16 protein-coding genes and 1 riboswitch are annotated in these 16,365 nt (G+C 72.8%); of the genes, 13 read left to right on the forward strand and 3 right to left on the reverse strand.

The features are described from left to right. Positions 1 to 17 precede the first annotated feature (17 nt). From ACWEEU_RS15430 to ACWEEU_RS15440, 3 genes are all read left to right on the forward strand, one after another. Positions 18 to 464 (forward strand): hypothetical protein, encoded by a 447-nt coding sequence (locus ACWEEU_RS15430; RefSeq protein ID WP_385739534.1) that lies wholly within the window; start codon positions 18 to 20, stop codon positions 462 to 464. Continuing rightward, on the forward strand, positions 461 to 1,369 hold the full coding sequence (locus ACWEEU_RS15435) for a hypothetical protein (RefSeq protein ID WP_451732477.1): 909 nt from the start codon (positions 461 to 463) through the stop codon (positions 1,367 to 1,369). The genes ACWEEU_RS15430 and ACWEEU_RS15435 overlap by 4 nt, the downstream gene beginning before the upstream one ends. Positions 1,370 to 1,605: 236 nt before the next feature. Next, complete coding sequence (locus ACWEEU_RS15440) at positions 1,606 to 2,091, forward strand: phospholipase (RefSeq protein WP_385739528.1); 486 nt, start codon at positions 1,606 to 1,608, stop codon at positions 2,089 to 2,091. Between the two features lie 73 nt (positions 2,092 to 2,164). Here ACWEEU_RS15440 and ACWEEU_RS15445 read toward each other — a convergent pair whose 3' ends face one another. After that, positions 2,165 to 2,716, reverse strand: coding sequence for an ABATE domain-containing protein (locus ACWEEU_RS15445; RefSeq protein WP_451732480.1), 552 nt, complete (start codon positions 2,714 to 2,716; stop codon positions 2,165 to 2,167). 121 nt (positions 2,717 to 2,837) lie between these two features. Here ACWEEU_RS15445 and ACWEEU_RS15450 point away from each other — a divergent pair, with 121 nt between their 5' ends. The 3 genes from ACWEEU_RS15450 (at position 2,838) to ACWEEU_RS15460 (ending at position 5,418) form a co-directional block, all read left to right on the forward strand. Continuing rightward, positions 2,838 to 3,644 carry a metallophosphoesterase gene (locus tag ACWEEU_RS15450; protein WP_385739931.1) on the forward strand — a complete coding sequence of 269 codons (807 nt, stop codon included), beginning with the start codon at positions 2,838 to 2,840 and terminating at the stop codon, positions 3,642 to 3,644. Between the two features lie 232 nt (positions 3,645 to 3,876). Then, positions 3,877 to 4,044, forward strand: a complete 168-nt coding sequence (locus ACWEEU_RS15455) for a hypothetical protein (protein WP_385739522.1) — start codon at positions 3,877 to 3,879, stop codon at positions 4,042 to 4,044. 90 nt (positions 4,045 to 4,134) lie between these two features. Then, positions 4,135 to 5,418: an MFS transporter gene (locus ACWEEU_RS15460; protein ID WP_451732483.1), complete on the forward strand. Its 1,284-nt coding sequence runs from the start codon at positions 4,135 to 4,137 to the stop codon at positions 5,416 to 5,418. 39 nt (positions 5,419 to 5,457) lie between these two features. Here ACWEEU_RS15460 and ACWEEU_RS15465 read toward each other — a convergent pair whose 3' ends face one another. After that, positions 5,458 to 6,036 (reverse strand): suppressor of fused domain protein, encoded by a 579-nt coding sequence (locus ACWEEU_RS15465; RefSeq protein WP_451732486.1) that lies wholly within the window; start codon positions 6,034 to 6,036, stop codon positions 5,458 to 5,460. Between the two features lie 486 nt (positions 6,037 to 6,522). Here ACWEEU_RS15465 and ACWEEU_RS15470 point away from each other — a divergent pair, with 486 nt between their 5' ends. From ACWEEU_RS15470 to ACWEEU_RS15480, 3 genes are all read left to right on the forward strand, one after another. Further along, positions 6,523 to 8,640 (forward strand): SpoIIE family protein phosphatase, encoded by a 2,118-nt coding sequence (locus ACWEEU_RS15470; RefSeq protein ID WP_451732489.1) that lies wholly within the window; start codon positions 6,523 to 6,525, stop codon positions 8,638 to 8,640. Positions 8,641 to 8,685: 45 nt separating this feature from the next. After that, a riboswitch (Fluoride riboswitch) is annotated at positions 8,686 to 8,754 on the forward strand. Between the two features lie 29 nt (positions 8,755 to 8,783). Next, positions 8,784 to 9,311 (forward strand): NUDIX hydrolase, encoded by a 528-nt coding sequence (locus tag ACWEEU_RS15475; protein ID WP_451732492.1) that lies wholly within the window; start codon positions 8,784 to 8,786, stop codon positions 9,309 to 9,311. 39 nt (positions 9,312 to 9,350) lie between these two features. After that, positions 9,351 to 10,853, forward strand: a complete 1,503-nt coding sequence (locus tag ACWEEU_RS15480; protein WP_451732495.1) for a cryptochrome/photolyase family protein — start codon at positions 9,351 to 9,353, stop codon at positions 10,851 to 10,853. A gap of 26 nt (positions 10,854 to 10,879) precedes the next feature. Here ACWEEU_RS15480 and ACWEEU_RS15485 read toward each other — a convergent pair whose 3' ends face one another. Further along, positions 10,880 to 11,452 (reverse strand): Dps family protein, encoded by a 573-nt coding sequence (locus ACWEEU_RS15485; RefSeq protein WP_385742360.1) that lies wholly within the window; start codon positions 11,450 to 11,452, stop codon positions 10,880 to 10,882. Between the two features lie 206 nt (positions 11,453 to 11,658). Between ACWEEU_RS15485 and ACWEEU_RS15490 the strand changes: the two genes are divergently transcribed. The 4 genes from ACWEEU_RS15490 to ACWEEU_RS15505 all read left to right on the forward strand — a co-directional run bounded on the left by ACWEEU_RS15490 (position 11,659) and on the right by ACWEEU_RS15505 (position 16,295). Beyond that, a complete protein-coding gene (locus ACWEEU_RS15490; RefSeq protein WP_451732498.1) occupies positions 11,659 to 12,369 on the forward strand; it encodes a dienelactone hydrolase family protein in 711 nt (236 codons plus the stop codon). 142 nt (positions 12,370 to 12,511) lie between these two features. Then, positions 12,512 to 13,936 carry a cytochrome ubiquinol oxidase subunit I gene (locus tag ACWEEU_RS15495; RefSeq protein WP_385742489.1) on the forward strand — a complete coding sequence of 475 codons (1,425 nt, stop codon included), beginning with the start codon at positions 12,512 to 12,514 and terminating at the stop codon, positions 13,934 to 13,936. Beyond that, the gene (locus tag ACWEEU_RS15500; protein WP_451732500.1) at positions 13,937 to 14,944 is read left to right on the forward strand and encodes a cytochrome d ubiquinol oxidase subunit II; all 1,008 of its coding nucleotides are present in this window, start codon (positions 13,937 to 13,939) and stop codon (positions 14,942 to 14,944) included. A gap of 145 nt (positions 14,945 to 15,089) precedes the next feature. Then, entirely contained in the window at positions 15,090 to 16,295 is a 1,206-nt protein-coding gene (locus ACWEEU_RS15505; protein ID WP_451732503.1) for a PASTA domain-containing protein, read from the forward strand. Positions 16,296 to 16,365 lie beyond the last annotated feature (70 nt).

The raw sequence follows: 16,365 nt of genomic DNA on the forward strand, positions 1-16,365 counted from the left end.
ACCCTGGAGGTGCGGTGATGGGCGGACTCGGTGACGGCACGGACGGTACCGGTGCGGGGGTGGACGCCTTCGGGCACGAGCGGCTGGCCGCCCTGTGCCACCGGCTCACCGCCTCCCCGGGCACCGCGGACCTCGATCCGCCGGTGCGCCTCCTGATCGAGCACATCACCTCGGAGGTGCGCGACGGCCGCGCACCCGAGGAACTGGAGGAATACTTCGACGAGTTGGAGGACCTCCTCCTCGCCGCCGGGCTCAGCGCCGGACTCGGCTCCTACCGCACGGACGCCCCGCCGCCGTACCAGCGCTTCCCCGGCAGCGGCGCCGGTCACCCTCCGCTCCACGTGCTCACCTGCCCGCGCGGCCACTGCGCCCGGGTCGAGGCACCGCCGTCCGAGGACGAGGGCCGACCGGCCTGCCGGATCTTCGGCGAGGCGCTGCGCGAGTTCGGGCTGCGCCGGCCGTGAACGCGTTCCTCGGCGCACTGAGCGGCAAGCTGGCCGAACGCTGGCTCGCCCTGCTGGCCATCCCGGGACTGGTGTACCTGGTGGCGCTGGCCACGGCGGTCACCCTTGGCCAGAGCCACTGGAACGACACCGGACGGCTGCGGACCCGCCTGGACTCTCTGGCGGAGGCGCCCGGCGCCCACAGCCCGGGCGCCCTCGCGGTCGCGGCGGTCGCCGTGCTGGCCGGGGCCGCGCTGACCGGCACGGCCGCGCAGTCGCTCGGGGCGCTCGTCGAGCGGACCTGGCTCATGGCGCCCCGAGGCCCGCTGACCCGCCTGCTGACCGCACGCCGCGTGCGCCGCTGGCGTACCGCCGACACCGGCTACCGCACGGCGCTGGTCGCCGCCGGACGCGCCCGGCTGAGCGGCCGGGACGACGCCGGCGCCCTGGCCGACGAGGCGGAGGCGCGCTACGCCGAGCGCAACCGGATCGCCCTGGTCCGGCCCCGGCACCCGTTCTGGGCGGGGGACCGGGTCACGGCGCCGGACCAGCGCGTCTGGCGTGCCTACCGCCTCGACCTCACCACCGCCTGGCCCCACCTGTGGCTCCTCGCGCCCGACAGCACACGAACGGAACTGAGCACCGCGCGGGGTGCCTTGAGCGCGGCGGCCCGGCTGAGCGCCTGGGGCGTGGCCTATCTCCTGCTGGCGATCTGGTGGTGGCCCGCCGCGTTCATCGGTGTGGCGACCGCTCTGACGGGACTGTCTCGTGGCCGCACCGCCGCCGCGTCCTTCGCGGAACTCGCGGAGGCGCTGGCCGACCTGCACGGGAGGGACCTGGCGACGGCGGTCGGGGTGGAGTGCGAGGGGCGGATCACGGCGGAAGTGGGCGACAGCGTGACGCGGCTGCTGAACAAACCGGACTGAGCCGGGCAAGCCGGATCGAGGAGCGAGGATTCACTCGAACCCTCGCCGACGTCTCCCTGAGAGGCTGTCAACTCGCGTAGATTTGACGAATTTTGCGGAACTTGAAGATGCCGGGCAGCGGAATTCGGGCCATTTATTTTTTGACATGGACTGTTCATGAAGGCACTCCTGGGCCAAGCTGAGCCCGCTTCGCGAACCCCGCGAGCACTCACGGGCCCCACGCACCGGAGGTCTCCATGCGTCGTCGTCTTGCCGCTCCCCTCGTCGTCGCCGCTCTCGCGCTCCCCGCGGTCCTCGTCCCGGCCACCTCGGCCTCGGCCGCCCCCGCCGACAAGATGCAGGTGCTCAGCTCCTGGACGCAGACCAGCGCGGCCAGTTACAACGCCTGGTACGCCGCCCGGTCGAACCAGGGCCAGTGGGCGGCCTACGGCTTCGACTGGTCCACGGACTACTGCAGCTCCTCGCCGGACAACCCCTTCGGCTTCCCGTTCCAGACCCCCTGTGCGCGCCACGACTTCGGCTACCGCAACTACAAGGCCGCCGGCGCGTTCGACGCCAACAAGTCCCGCCTCGACTCCGCCTTCTACGAAGACCTCAAGCGCGTCTGCAACAACTACTCCGGCGCCACCAAGACGAGCTGCAACTCGACCGCCTGGACCTACTACCAGGCGGTCAGCATCTTCGGCCTGAAGGGCGCCGACAAGGCGGCGGCGAGCAAGTAGACGTAGTCCCGGCGCGGTTGACGGCAGGGTCGGTCTCCCCATACCGGCCCTGCCGTCGCCGTGTCCGGCGTGTCTAACGGTTCCTCGCGTAATGCCGCGCCGCGCGTGCCCTGTTGGCGCAGGACGTCTTGCAGTACGCCTGCCTGCCGTGGTCCTGGACGAAGTAGCGGACGCAGCGAGGGGCGGGGCAGGCTCGCAGTCGCCCGCGCAGGGGTCCGGCCAGGAACTCGGCCGCCGACCGCGCGAGTCGGGCGGGCAAATCGAGGGTCCCCGTGAACCTCAGGAGCGGAGTCGCGTCAGGGGCCGGCCAGTCCAGACGCACCGAGACGCGTTCCCGGCTCGCGTAGTGATTCAGCAGGGTGACCGCCTCCGTCCGGGAGGGGCTCGGATCGGTTCGGGAGTCCTCGTGGCCGGTGGCGTACGCGAACAGGGCGCGGACCGCTCGCCGTACCTCGATGACTTCGTCCCGGAGTCCCTCGGGGGTGCCGGGTGGTGCCCAGGCCAGAAACCCCGCGGTGGTGGCGAGGTCGTCCGTCACGCCACCGTGGCCGTCGTGGTGGAGGGTGTCCGTCAGGTCGAACGGTGAGGGTTCCACGACGGCGGTCTCGTGTGGCGTGGTTTCCATGGCGGCTCCTAACGGTTATGGTCAACTTTACCGTTAGAGCGAGACGAGGGGTGGCATCATGACGCAGGAAGCGGCAGCGGGGGACTCGGGCAAGGCGTATACGGCACGCGGGAGTTCGCGCGTGACCCTCGCGCACATCAGCGACCTCCACCTCGACGGGGGCGCCCGCGCCGAGGAGCGCGCCGTGCGGGTGCTCGACCGACTGCGGTCCATGCCGGGCCCGTTCGACGCGCTGCTGGTCACCGGAGACATCGCGGACCACGGCACGGAGCCCGAATACGAGTCCGCCGCCCGGCTGTTGGCGGACTTTCCGGCGCCCGTGCTGTGCCTGCCCGGCAATCACGACGTCCGCGGCCCCTACCGCAAGGTCCTCCTCCAAGAGCCCGCCTCCGACGCGCCGGTCAACCGGCTTCACCAGGTCGGACCCCTCGCCGTCCTCATGCTCGACGTGATCGTCCCCGGCCGCGACGAGGGTCACCTGGCCGACGAGACGGCGGACTGGGTGCGGGGGACGATCCGCGACGCCCTGCCCGCAGGCACACCGGTCGTCCTCGCCCTGCACCAGCCGCCCGTCGAGCTCGGGGGCGGTCTGATCGACTCCATCATGCTCGACAACGCCGACGACCTCGCCGCGCTGCTCTCCGAACACCCGCAGATCGTCGCGGTGTTCGGCGGCCACGCCCACTCCGCCACCGTGACGACCTTCGCCGGCCGGCCGCTCGCCCTCGGCCCCGGCGTCACCTCCACCCTCCGGCTCGGCTGGGAGACGGAGGCAGAGGAGTGGGGCGGGGTGATCGACCGGACGGCACCGCCCGGGTACGCGGTACACGTCATCGAGTTGCCGACCGAACTCGTCGAGAACTCGGCCGACTCGGTGTCGCCCGCCGGCGGAGCGCGACTGACCTCGCACTTCCGCAGCTGCGGCTGATGGCGCGTTCAGGTCTGGTAGGGACGCAGGGCCACGCTCTCCGATCCGACGTCGACCCGCACCCGGGAACCGTCCACGGCGGACCCGAGGGGGGTGTGAACCGGGACCCCCGTGTGCTGTGAGACCGACGGCAGGCGCTCCGTGTGGACGAACATCACCTCATCAGCCATGACGTCACAGGTCAGGGCGGTGGTCGGGCCCTGATGTCAGACCCGGGGCATACGGTCGGCCCATGAGAGCTGATGGAACGTTCACGGTGAAGGCGTTCGTCCCCACCGAGGTGACGCCGGACCGGGCCGTCACCACCGGCTTGCCGGACGGGGTCGCTCGGACGGAGAAGCACGTCGAGGTCGAGACCGACGGCGCCCACCGGATCTGGTTCGAGTGCGAACTGGACTGAGCCGGCCGGTGATCCGGGCCTCCCCGTGAACCCTCCGGCACCCCGACGAGCGAGCCACGGACAGCGAGCCACCGACCGAGAGGAACGCACGTGCGCTTCATCCGGATCGTCCCACCCGGCGGGCCCGCGCGCACGCTCGCGCTGGCCCAGTTGACGAACTCCGTCGGCGACGGCGCGTATTACGTCTGCTCGGTGCTGTACTTCAGCCGGATCGTCGGGCTCAGCCCGACCCGGATCGGCGCCGCGCTCACCCTCGGCTGGGCGCTCGGCGCCGTCGCCGGGGTGCCGCTCGGCCACCTCGCGGACCGGCGGGGTCCGCGAGGCATCGCCATCCTCATGTCCGTGGCGACGGGGCTGGCCGTGGGGTCGTTCCTCTTCGTCCGCTCGTACCCGGCGTTCCTGGTAGCCGTCTGCGCCTACACCTGCTGCCAGTGCGGGCTCGGGGCGGCGCGGCAGGCGCTGCTCGCCGGGCTGGTCGAACCTGCCCGGCGGACCGAGACCCGGGCCTACCTCCAGTCGACCGTCAACGCCGGACTGGCGCTCGGGGCCGCGCTGGGCGGCATCGCGCTGCGGCTCGACACGGAGGCGTCGTATCTGACGGCGCTGGCAGCCGACGGGGCGAGCTTCCTCGTGGCGGCGGCGGTGCTGACGCGCCTGCGACCGCCGACCGGCGTGCCGGCGGCCGCGGTACAGGACGGCCCGAGCCTCTCGGTCCTCCGTGACCGGCCGTACGCCCTGGTGTCCCTCCTCAACATGATCATGCTGCTCTACATGCCGTTGCTCAGCGTGGTGCTGCCGCTGTGGATCGTGGAGCGTACGGAGGCGCCGAGCTGGACGGTGTCGGCGCTGCTGGTCGTCAACACCGTCGGCGTCGTCCTCTTCCAGGTACGCATGGCCGCCCGCGTCAGAGATCTGCCCTCCGCGTCCCGCGCGATACGGCACGCCGGGCTCGTCCTCCTCGCCGCCTGCGCCTGCTTCGCCCTGTCGGCCACCGGCACCACCGCCTGGACCGCCGCCCTCGTCCTCCTGGCCGCCGCCTGCGTCCAGGTCCTCGGCGAGATGCTCCTCGGCTCCGGCTCCTGGGAAATCGGCTTCGCCCTCGCCCCACCCGACAAACAAGGCCAGTACCAAGGCTTCTACGGCGCCGGTACGGCCGTGGCCCGCCTCATCGGCCCCCTGCTCCTGACCACCCTCGTCCTCTCGGGCGGCACTCTCGGCTGGCTCCTCCTGGGAGCGCTGTTCCTGACGGCGGGTCTGGCGATGGGCCCGGCGGTGCGGTGGGCCTCCGGCCGGGGCGCGGTGGGGGTGGTGCCCGCGGTTCCCGCGGTGGCGGAAACGGGGAGCCGGCGCACCGAGGGCGATCCCGCTGTGTAGGGGTGTGCCCCGGAACCCGGCAGGCGTGTGCCCGGAAACTCAGACGACCGACGCCCTGAAGGGGTCGGTGGGGACGATCTCCGCCTCGTCGAAGAGCCGCTCCAACGCCTCGTGCCCGTGACGCCTGCGGAACTCGATCTCCGCCGCCGTCACGGGCAGGGTCCACAGGATGCGGGCGTGGCCGCCGGGCACGGGGCAGTGCTCAAGGTCCGGTCCATGCAGATACGGCAGGCTGATCAGCAGGTGCTCGCAGGTCGACCCCGGCACCCACGGCTCACCGATCGACAGGCTGTGCTCCAGGTCGAGGCGATGCCCTCCGCAGTGGTAGGAGGCGATCATCGCCATCAGCTCGACGAACCGCTGGTCGCGGACATGGGCGGTCATGACGAACTCGAGGCCGTGGCCGTCCTTCTCCGTCGCGGCCCAGCACCCGGCGGTCACATAGGCCCAGCCGTCACCGCGGGGACCGGGTCCCACGACGAGGACGCGCGGCCCGGGGACCGCCACCCGCCGTCCCGGCCCGAGCGCACAGTCGACCGCTTCCACGGCGTGCCCCTCGAAGAACGCCCTGACATGCGACTCAACCGCCTCCGCGGCCAACACCCTCGCCTCACTCACCGCGAGATCATCCCACCGCGATCGAGCCCGCCTCACCCGGTCCCGCCCCCTCGCGACCACTCCTCCCGCCCGGCAGCGCCCTGCGCCGGACACCTGCCGTGGCGGTCCTTCGCGGTCACCTCTGCCGTGTGACAGCGCTCTGCGCCGACACCTGCCGGGTGGCAGTGCCCTGCGCCGACTGGCGTGGTGGCGGGTCTGCGCGCTCGCCCCTGCCGTGTGGCAGCGGACTGCGGGGTCACCCCGCCGCACGCCAGCCCCCCCCTCGCGACCACCCCCGCCGCATAGCAGCGCACCGCGCTGGCACCGGCCGCACGGCAGCGCCCCGAGCTGACCCCCTGCCGCACGCCAGTGCCCGGTACCGGTCGCCCCTCCCGCGCGGCAGCGCCCCCGCGTCACCGTCCCCCTCGCGGCATAGTGGTATCAGCTACGCAAAAGGAGCGATCCGGGCGGTGTGCAAGGTCGGCCGGGTGACGGGAGGCGGCGGGTATGGGTGGCAAGGAGCTCTGGAGTTGCGGGCCCGGCGCGGCCGGGGCCCGGGACACCGGGGCGCCCGGCGGTCTGCTGGATCTGCTGCACGCCTCGGCCGTGGTGGTGGACGGGCACGGCCGCATCGTTCTGTGGAGCCCCGAGGCGGAGGAGCTTTTCGGGTACGCCGCCGACGAGGCGCTCGGCGAGTCCGTGGAGGAGTTGCTGGCCTCGCCGGAGGACGTGGAGCGCGCGCACGAACTGTTCGGGCGGATCCAGACCGGGGAGGATTTCGCGGGCGTCTTCCCGGCGCGGTGCAAGGACGGTTCCACCCGGCTGGTGGAGTACCGCAAGGGCCGGCTGCGCGACCCCGACGGCAAGGTGCTGGGCCTGGCGCTGGCCGCCGACGAGGGCACCGTGCGACGCGTGGAGGGCGATCTCGCCCTGTCGGAGCTGCTGATCGACCAGTCCCCGGTCGGGCTCGCGGTGTTCGACACCGACCTGCGCTGGATACGGATCAACCCCGCTCTGACGACCGCCAACGGGGTCACCGAGCACGAGGTGCGCGGGCGTCGGCTGGAGGACACGCTTCCCGAGCTGGACACCACCGCGATCGAGACCGCGATGCGGCAGGTGCTGCGTACCGGCGAGCCGATCCTCGACCAGCGCACGGTGGGCCGTACCCCGCTCGACCCGGACCACGACCACGCCTGGTCGGAGTCGTACTACCGCATCGAGGACCAGCGCGGGCACCCGCTCGGCGTCGCGGTGTCCGTCGTGGACGTCACCGAGCGGCATCTGGCCGCCACCGAGATCGCTGCGGCCCACCGCCACCTCGCCACGCTCACCGAGGCCAGCTCGGGCATCGGCAGCACGCTCGATCTCCAGCAGACCGTGCGGGAGCTGGCCGCGGCCGTCGTACCCCGGTTCGCCGACCTCGCCACCGTCGACGTACTGGACTCCGTCGTCGGACAGCGGCCGTTGGCCCCGCACTCCGGCGAAGGCCACGGCGGCTTCCGCACGCTGGCCGTCGCCGCCGCCCGCCCCGACGGCAGCGACGGCACCGCCGAGCTGCCGGACGGTCTCACCGGCTCCGGCTCGTCCCCGCTGCTGTGTCGCAGCGTCCGCGAGGCCGCCCCCGTCATGATCCCCCGCGTGGACGACACCGCGCTCCACGAGATCGCCCGGGACGAGCAGGCGGCCGAGGCGCTGCGCGGCGCCGGGGTGCACAGCGTCCTGGCCGCGCCCCTGCTGGCCCGGGGCTCCGTGCTCGGCGTGCTCACCCTCTACCGCACCGCCGACACCCGCCCCTTCGACAGCCGCGACCTCCAGCTCGTGTGCGAACTCGTCGGCCGCGCCGCCGTCAGCGTGGACAACGCCCTGCTCTACGGCCGTGAACGCGAAACCGCGCTCACCCTCCAGCACAGCCTGCTGCCCCAGCAGCCCCCCGAGCAGCCCGACGGCCTGGAGATCGCCGTCGGCTACCGGCCCGCCGGGAGCGGCACCGAGGTCGGCGGCGACTGGTACGACGTCCTGGCGCTGGGCGACGGCCGGGTCGGACTGGTGGTCGGCGACGTCATGGGCAGCGGCATACGCGCCGCCGCGATCATGGGTCAGCTGCGCACCACCACCCGCGCCCTGGCCCGCCTCGACCTCCCGCCCGCCGAACTCCTCGGCCACCTCGACGAGACCGCGGCGGAGCTGAGCGAGTCCTTCGCCACCTGCGTCTACGCCGCCTGCGACCCCAAACGCGGCACCTGCGTCCTGTCCAGCGCCGGACACCTGCCGCCCGTCCTGGTCCAGCCCGGCCAGGGCGCCCGGCTTCTGACCCTGCCCCCCGCGGCCCCGCTGGGCGTGGGCGGCGTACCCTTCGGCACGCTGGAGACGAAGCTGCCCGAGGGCTCCCTGCTCGCCCTCTACACCGACGGCCTCGTGGAGTCCCGGCACGACTCCATCGACGTCGGCATCGAGGCCCTGTGCCGCGCACTGGAACGGGCCACCGGCGCCACCGGTTCCGCCGCGTCCCCCGGATCGCTCCAGGACATCTGCGACATGCTCCTGGACACCCTCGACCAGTCCTCGGGGGACGACACCGCCCTCCTCCTGGCCCGGCTCGGCCCGCCCGGGGGTGCCGAGTAGGGCCCACCGTTTGCCGGTGCTCCCGACCGGTTCGACAATGGAGCCAGCACTCGCGGCGATGAGGCTCGCCGTAACCGCGGACGCGAACGCGCCGTCGATGGCCTCTGCCGGCAGACCCGCACGTCATTCGCGAGGAGGTCGGCATGACGATGCCGGACGACATGATGCTCCGCTGCTCCACCATCCTCTTCCGAGGAGAGTGCGTGCTGCTCGTCCACCGCACCGCCCAGGGCCTGGACGACTGGGTGCTGCCCGGCGGCACCCCCCGGATGGGCGAGAGCATGGCCGCCTGCGCCCGCCGCGAGATGCGCGAGGAGACCGGTCTCGCGGTCGAACCGACCCGCGTCGCCTTCGTCCTGGAGGCCGTCGACCCCGACAACCGGCAGCGCACCGTCGACCTGGTCTTCGCCGCCGACGGCTCCGCCCACGGCCAGAGCCCGGTGGCCCGCGAGCCGGGCATGACCCCCGAGTTCGTGCCCTTCGCGCGCCTGCGCGCCCTCGACCTCAAGCCGCCCCTGGCCGGACACCTGCCCGGCTTCTACCACCACGGCGCCCGCCGCTACGCCCCCTACCTCGGCAACCTCTGGCGCCCCCACGACACCGCCTCCCGCATCCGCCGCGCCACCACCTTCTTCCGCCGCACCCCGCGCCCCGCCCCCGAACTGGACTGACGGCACCCCGAGAAGACCGGCCGCAGAGACGAGGCGCGCATGACCGACCCGCACTGGCTCTTCGGCGACCAGCTCGGCCCCCACTTCCTCACCGGCGACCACGCCCCCGTCCGCGACGCCCCCGTCGTCATGATCGAGGCTCGCTCGGTGTTCCGGCGCCGCCGCTTCCACCGCGCCAAGGCCCATCTGGTGCTCTCCGCGATGCGCCACCGCGCCGCCGAACTGGGCGACCGCGTCCGCTACGTCCGCGCCGAGACCTACCGCGAGGGCCTGCGCGAAGCCGTCGGCGACACCCCCGTCACCGTCCACCACCCCACCTCACGCGCCGCCCTGCGCCTGGTCCACTCCCTCGACCGGGTCCGCGTGCTGCCCACCCCCGCCTTCCTGCTGCCCCACGACACCTTCCGCGCCTGGGCGGACGGCCGCGAGGGACGACGACTGCGCCAGGAGGACTTCTACCGCTGGGTCCGCCGCGAACTCGGCCTCCTCATGGACGGCGACACCCCGGCGGGCGGCCGCTGGAACCACGACCACGCCAACCGCGAACCCCCGCCCAAGGGCGCCGGCACCCTCGGCGCCCCCGCCCCCTACCGGCCCCGCGAGGACGACATCGACGCCGAGGTCCGCGCCGACCTCGACCGCTGGGAACAGCACGACGGCATCCGCTTCGCCGGACGCGACGGCCCCCGCCGCTTCCCCGCCTCCCGCCGCGAGGCGCTCGCCGCGCTGCGCCGCTTCACCCGGCACCGGCTCGCCGGATTCGGCCCCCACGAGGACGCCATGCTCGCCGGCGACCCGGTCATGAGCCACAGCCTGCTCTCGTCCTCCCTCAACCTCGGCCTCCTCGACCCCGCCGAGGCCGTCGACGCCGCCGAGGACGCCTGGCGCTCCGGGCACGCGCCCGTGCACAGCGCCGAGGGCTTCGTACGGCAGATCGCGGGCTGGCGCGAGTACGTCTGGCACCTCTACTGGTACTTCGGCGAGGACTACCGGCACCGCAACGCCCTGCGCCACCACGCCCCGCTGCCCGACTGGTTCGCCGACCTCGACGCCGACGCCGTCACCGCCCGCTGCCTGGCCACCGCACTCGCCCAGGTCCGCGACACCGGCTGGACCCACCACATCCCGCGCCTGATGCTGCTCGGCAGCCACGCCCTCCAGCAGGGCTGGGACCCGGCCGCGGTGACCGACTGGTTCCACCGCAGCTTCGTCGACGGCTACGACTGGGTGATGCTGCCCAACGTCGTCGGCATGTCCCAGTACGCCGACGGCGGCCGCATGACCACCAAGCCCTACACCTCCGGCGGCGCCTACATCCACCGCATGAGCGACCTGTGCGACGGCTGCGCCTACCGCCCGGGCGACCGCACCGGCGAGCGGGCCTGCCCCTTCACCACCGGCTACTGGTCCTTCGTCCACCGCCACCGCGCCGTCCTCGCGGGCAACCCCCGCACCGCCCGCGCCGTCCAGGGCCTGGACCGGCTCGGCGACCTGGACGAGGTGCTGCGCACACAGCGGGGGCGCGGCGCCGGACCCCCGTGACGCCGCGCCCCCGCCCCCGCACGTCCTCAGCTCAGCTCGGCACCCTTCGCCGCGGCCTGCTCCTCCGTGTGCGCGCCACCCGTCGCGAGCGTGCCGCCCGCGCTCTCCAGGTGGGCCCGCACGAACCACTGGAACTGCTCCAGGTCCCGCAACTGCTCGATCAGCAGATCCTCCGTGGCGGGGTCGATCTCGCCCGCCTCCTTGATCGCGGCCCGTACGCCCTCGATCACGCCGGTGTAGACGAGGTCCAGGGCACCCAGATGGGCGATGGCGTCACCCCGGCCGATCGAGTAGTCGTCCCAGGTGCGCTCCTCCACCAGCTTGCCCGGCGTCCCCTGGGCCACGCCGCCCAGCGCCGCGATGCGCTCCGCCGCGTCGTCGGCCATGTCGCGCACCCGGTCCACCTGCGGGTCGATCATCTCGTGCACGGCGACGAAGTGCGGCCCGACGACGTTCCAGTGCACGTGCTTGAGCGTCAGATGCAGATCGTTCAGCGCGTGCAGCCGAAGCCGCAGCAACCCGATCAGCCGTCCCGCCGCCTCGCGCTCGATACCGGGGACGGTGTACTTCGGGGTCAGGTCCTTGATCTCCTTCGTCATGATTCACCTCAGGTCTCTTCACAGGCGTGCGTTCCTTGCCTGGTGACAGGTGCCCCGGACCGGCGCGCTCAGACCTGCCGGGTTCCCGGCCGGCCCGCCTCACCGGTCTCCGCATCCACCGGTTCGGCTCCCGGGCCAAGCCGTGCGGCGCTCGGCTACGGATTCCCCACGGCGGCCGACGATCACGACAGCGGGGAGCACGGCGGATGACGACCGACAGCACGGCCACGGACAGCCCGGCCACCAGGAGCGCCCTGCTCGTACGGCACGCGCCGAATGCCGTACGGGCCGCCGTCCTCACCGCCCACGGCGGCCGCGCCGAGGACCACACCCTCTCCCGCCCCTGGCACCTCGCCGCACTGCGGATGCGCCCCCTCCTGCGCGCGGTCGGCGCGGGACTGCCCGCGGACCACGTCCTGCTGGGCGAGATCCGCTACCGCCACCGGGGCTGGAACGACGGCGCCGCCGCCGACGACGTCCGCCGCGCCCTCGCCGAACTGGCCGCCCGCCACGGCCCCGTCCCCGTCGTCCTCGTCGGCCACTCCATGGGCGGCCGGGCCGCGCTGCGCGTGGCCGACCACCCCGCCGTACGCGGCGTACTCGCCCTCGCCCCCTGGCTGCCGCCCGGCGAACCCACCGCCCACCTGGACGGCGCCCGCCTGCTCGTCCTCCACGGGGACGCCGACCACGTCACGTCCGCGGCGGACTCCAGCCGCTTCGTCCAACGGGCGCGCGCCGGGGGAGCCCGTGCCGGGATGGTCGTCCTCGCCGACACCGACCACGCCATGCTGCGCCGCCTGCCCACCTGGCACACGCTCGCCGCCGAGGCCGTCGCCGACCTGCTGCGCGCCCGGCCCGTGCCCGGGGGGCTGGTCGCCCGGACCACCCTGCCCGACGCCCCGGCCGCGCATCTCTAGCACCGGGCGCGGTCGTACCCGTTCAGACCAGGACGTATCGTGACGCATCCGAATCCGGTGTAGGAAGTGAAACAGATCCATGGAAGGCGGCCGAGATCCCCCGGTGGCCGCAGTCCCTCCCGAGCACGAGGAGGAACCGTCCATGTTCACGGTCGACCCGGCCGGAGTCACCGCGATCCTGGCCGCCGCTGACCCGGATCAGCTGCTGCCGGCGCGAGAACAGATGGCCTTCACCCTGGGCTTCCACATCATCCTGGTCCCCTTCGGCGTGGCGCTGACCTCCCTCATGCTGATCGCCAACTACCGGGGACTGCGCAAGGGCGACGAGGCGGCCCTGCTCCTGGCCCGGCGCTGGTCGAAGGTCGCCGCCGTGCTCTTCGCGGTCGGCGCCATCACCGGCACCGTCCTCTCCTTCGAGCTGGGCATCCTCTGGCCCGGCCTGATGAAGACCTACGGCGCCGCCTTCGGCTTCCCGTTCGCCATCGAGGGCCTCTTCTTCTTCCTGGAGGCCATCTTCGTCGCCATCTACATCTACGGCTGGGACCGGATGCGCCCCTGGGCCCACTTCTGGGCGGGCGTGCCGGTCGCGCTGGCCAGCGTCGGCGGAGCCGCCGCCGTCATCGCCGCCAACAGCTGGATGAACCAGCCCGGCGGCATCACGATGCGCGACGGCAAGGTGACCGCCGTACGCCCGGCGGAGGTCTTCTTCAACGGCGCCTTCTGGTGGCAGTTCTGGCACATGCTCCTGGCCGCCTACATCGTCGCCGGATTCGTCGTCGCCGGCGTCTACACGGTCGGTATGCTCCGGGGACGGCGCGGCCACTACCAGCGGCTCGGCTTCCTCATCAGCTTCGTCACCGCGGCCGCCGCCCTGCCCGTGCAGATCTTCGTCGGCGACACCATCGCCCGCGAGGTCTTCGACGACGAGCCCGCCAAGTTCGCCGCCATCGAACTCCTCCCCACCACCGGCAACCACGTCCCCGAGACGTTGGGCGGCTTCCTCATCGACGGCGAGGTGCGCTACGGCATCTCCGTGCCGAGCGTCGCCTCCATCCTCGCCGGATTCAAACCGTCCACCACCATCAAGGGACTCGACGCCGTCCCCGTGGCCGTACGGCCCACCGCCGAGCAGGTCAACATCGTCCACTGGGCGTTCGACATCATGGTCGGCACCTCCACGGTCATGCTGGCCGTCGCCGCCTGGTTCGTCTGGGTGTGGTGGAAGCGCCGAGGCACCCTGGAGACCGACCGCTGGTTCCTGCGCGCCGCCTCCGTCTGCGGGCTGCTGTCCATCCTCAGCCTGGAGAGCGGCTGGGTGGTCACCGAGGTCGGCCGCCAGCCCTGGATCGTCGTCGGACTGCTGCGCACCCGGGACGCCGTGGCCACCCAGGGCAACCTGTGGATCACCTTCGGGGTCGTGCTCGTCCTCTACGCCGCCGTCGGCTCCGCGGCCATCTGGGTCCTGCTGTCCATGAAGAGACGCTGGCAGAAACAGGGCGACGGGACGGTCGACGTGCCGTACGGACCCGACGCCTCGCGCGAGCGCACCGAGGGGAAGGTGTCGTAAATGGCCGACGTGGTCGCGGTGTTCCTCTTCATCGGCGTCATCGCCTACGCCGTACTCGGCGGAGCCGACTTCGGCGCGGGCTTCTGGGACCTGCTCGCGGGCGGCGCCCGGCGCGGCCGCGCGCCCCGCCACCTCATCGACTCCTCCCTCGCCCCCGTCTGGGAGGCCAACCACACCTGGCTCATCTACTGCCTGGTCGTCCTCTGGAGCGGCTTCCCCACCGCCTTCGCCGCCATCACCACCACGCTGTACATCCCGCTCGTCCTCGCCCTGCTCGGCATCGTCCTGCGCGGCGCCGGATTCGCCTTCCGCAAGGCGACGATCAGCACGCCCGAACGACGCGTGTACGGCGTGGCCTTCGCGCTGTCCTCCGTCCTCACGCCGTACTGCTTCGGCACCATCGCGGGCGGGCTGGCCTCCGGGCGCGTACCGACGGGCGGCAACGGCGACGCCGTCTCGAGCTGGGTCAACCCCTCCAGCATCCTCGGCGGCGTCCTCGCGGTCCTCGCCTGCGGATACCTCGCCGCCACCTACCTCACCGTCGAGGCCCTGCGCCGCGACGAGCACCCCCTCTACCGCTACTTCCGCAACCGTGCCCTCGGCGCCGGTGCGCTCACCGGCGCCGGGAGCATCGCGGGCATCTTCGTCCTCCAGGCCGACGCGCCCCGCCTCTTCTCCCATCTCACCGGCCGCGCCCTGCCGTTGGTCGTCCTGGCCGCGGTCGGCGGCATCGTCGGGCTCGTCATGCTCCGCGCCCGCAGGACCTTCGGCGTCCGTGCCATCGCCGCCGGGGCGGTCGCCCTGGTCGTCGCCGGCTGGGGCGTCGCCCAGTACCCCTACCTCCTCGGCACCCACCTCACCCTCGCCGAAGCGGCCGCCCCCGACGCGACACTCGCGGTGGTCGTGGGTGTGGCCTGCGTGGCGGCGGTCCTCATCGTCCCGTCCATCCTGCTGCTGTTCCGCCTGAGCGGGCGGGGGAGTGTGGGGGTGGCAGACAGATCGCTGTGAGGGAGGCGCGCGAGACGCATCGGAAGGAGCCACACAAAGGGTGACATCCCGCTAAAGTGGGGCGACTTGGGCGCATCCGCGAAAAGGGCACCCCCCCCGCGTGAACCGGAGCGTCCCCGCATCCGGCGAACGAGGAACCCCCACGGTGAACCCGTACACCCCCGCACCCCCACCGCCCCCTCCGGTACGCCCCTGGTGGAAGACCACCCCCGCCGGACTGGGCCTCCTGGCGGCGGTCGCCCTCATCGGCGCGTTCAGCTTCCCGCTGGGCTTCCTCGCGCTGATCGCCACCGTCGCCCTGCTCTGGTTCCTCCCGCCCTGGCGCTGGTTCGCCAAACTCGGCGCCGGCGTCGGCGCGTTCGTCCTCCTGGCGATCGGCGCGGCCGCGGGCGGACAGCTCGACGACACCACCGCCCGGACGGACGCCAAACCGTCCGCCGTGCGGACCCACCTGCCGAGCACCGAGCCGTCACGGCAGCGGACGAACGAGCCCGCGCCACCGCCGAGTTACCGCGGCAAGCCGCTCGACAGGGCGGAGACGGAGGCCCGCGCCGCGGGCTACACCGCCGCCCACCACGACGCCTCCGCCGACCACCGCGCGATCGTCGTGCGGGCGGGATGGGTGGTGTGCTTCCAGAGCGCTACCGGTGGGAGCGGCCGCAGGTCGATCGCCTTCGCCGCCGTCAAGTCCGGGGAACGGTGCCCGGAGAAGGACGGCGCGAGGATTCCCCGGCCGGTGATGCCGGATCTGCGGGGTCGTACATGGCGTGCCGCCGCAGGGGAGTTGACGGATCTCGGGGTGTCCGGGGAAGCGCTCCGGGCGCAGTCGCACTACATGAACGACGCGCTGCCCGAGGGGGATTACGGGACCTGGCGCGTCTGCGACCAGAACCCTGCGAAGGGCGACGAGATCACGGCCGAGGTGACGCTCCAACTCGCCTCGCCTAAAGCCGGTTGCGCAAGGGAGGGTTCGTACCTGGGCGACAAGGACGACGACGGGGTTCCGGATTACCGGGATCACAGCGATGACCGGGTGCGGAGTGCGACGACCGGGGGAGCGGCCGGGGGATCGGGAGGGACCGTTACGGGCGGCGGGAGTTCGTCCACGAACGGGGGGTCGTCCCCGAGTGGTGCGAGTGGCGGCTCATCTGCGAGTGGTGGCTCGACAACGGGTGGTGGCTCGTCCTCGACCTCCGGCGGCAGTTCCTCCGCCACGGGAGGCGGCGGCGGTCCGGTCGTCCACCCCGGCGCCTACTGTGCCCCCGCAGGGGCAAGAGGCGTCACTCGGGCGGGCACCTCCATGGTCTGCGGACCCGCCTCCGACGGCCGCAACCGCTGGCACTCGGGCTGACGGAACCGGAGGACGAGAAGCGCGGGGCCGTCCGATATCCCCTTGCTCCCAGGTCCGCATGCTGATGGGA

The sequence above is a fragment of the Streptomyces sp. NPDC005004 genome, from assembly GCF_053600675.1.

Coding starts and splice junctions, on each gene's coding strand:
- ACWEEU_RS15440 (WP_385739528.1), top strand. CDS start 1,606: ATGCGTCGTCGTCTTGCCGCTCCCCTCGTCGTCGCCGCTCTCGCGCTC.
- ACWEEU_RS15445 (WP_451732480.1), bottom strand. CDS start 2,716: ATGGAAACCACGCCACACGAGACCGCCGTCGTGGAACCCTCACCGTTC.
- ACWEEU_RS15475 (WP_451732492.1), top strand. CDS start 8,784: ATGACGATGCCGGACGACATGATGCTCCGCTGCTCCACCATCCTCTTC.
- ACWEEU_RS15480 (WP_451732495.1), top strand. CDS start 9,351: ATGACCGACCCGCACTGGCTCTTCGGCGACCAGCTCGGCCCCCACTTC.
- ACWEEU_RS15470 (WP_451732489.1), top strand. CDS start 6,523: ATGGGTGGCAAGGAGCTCTGGAGTTGCGGGCCCGGCGCGGCCGGGGCC.
- ACWEEU_RS15490 (WP_451732498.1), top strand. CDS start 11,659: ATGACGACCGACAGCACGGCCACGGACAGCCCGGCCACCAGGAGCGCC.
- ACWEEU_RS15495 (WP_385742489.1), top strand. CDS start 12,512: ATGTTCACGGTCGACCCGGCCGGAGTCACCGCGATCCTGGCCGCCGCT.
- ACWEEU_RS15500 (WP_451732500.1), top strand. CDS start 13,937: ATGGCCGACGTGGTCGCGGTGTTCCTCTTCATCGGCGTCATCGCCTAC.
- ACWEEU_RS15455 (WP_385739522.1), top strand. CDS start 3,877: ATGAGAGCTGATGGAACGTTCACGGTGAAGGCGTTCGTCCCCACCGAG.
- ACWEEU_RS15430 (WP_385739534.1), top strand. CDS start 18: ATGGGCGGACTCGGTGACGGCACGGACGGTACCGGTGCGGGGGTGGAC.
- ACWEEU_RS15485 (WP_385742360.1), bottom strand. CDS start 11,452: ATGACGAAGGAGATCAAGGACCTGACCCCGAAGTACACCGTCCCCGGT.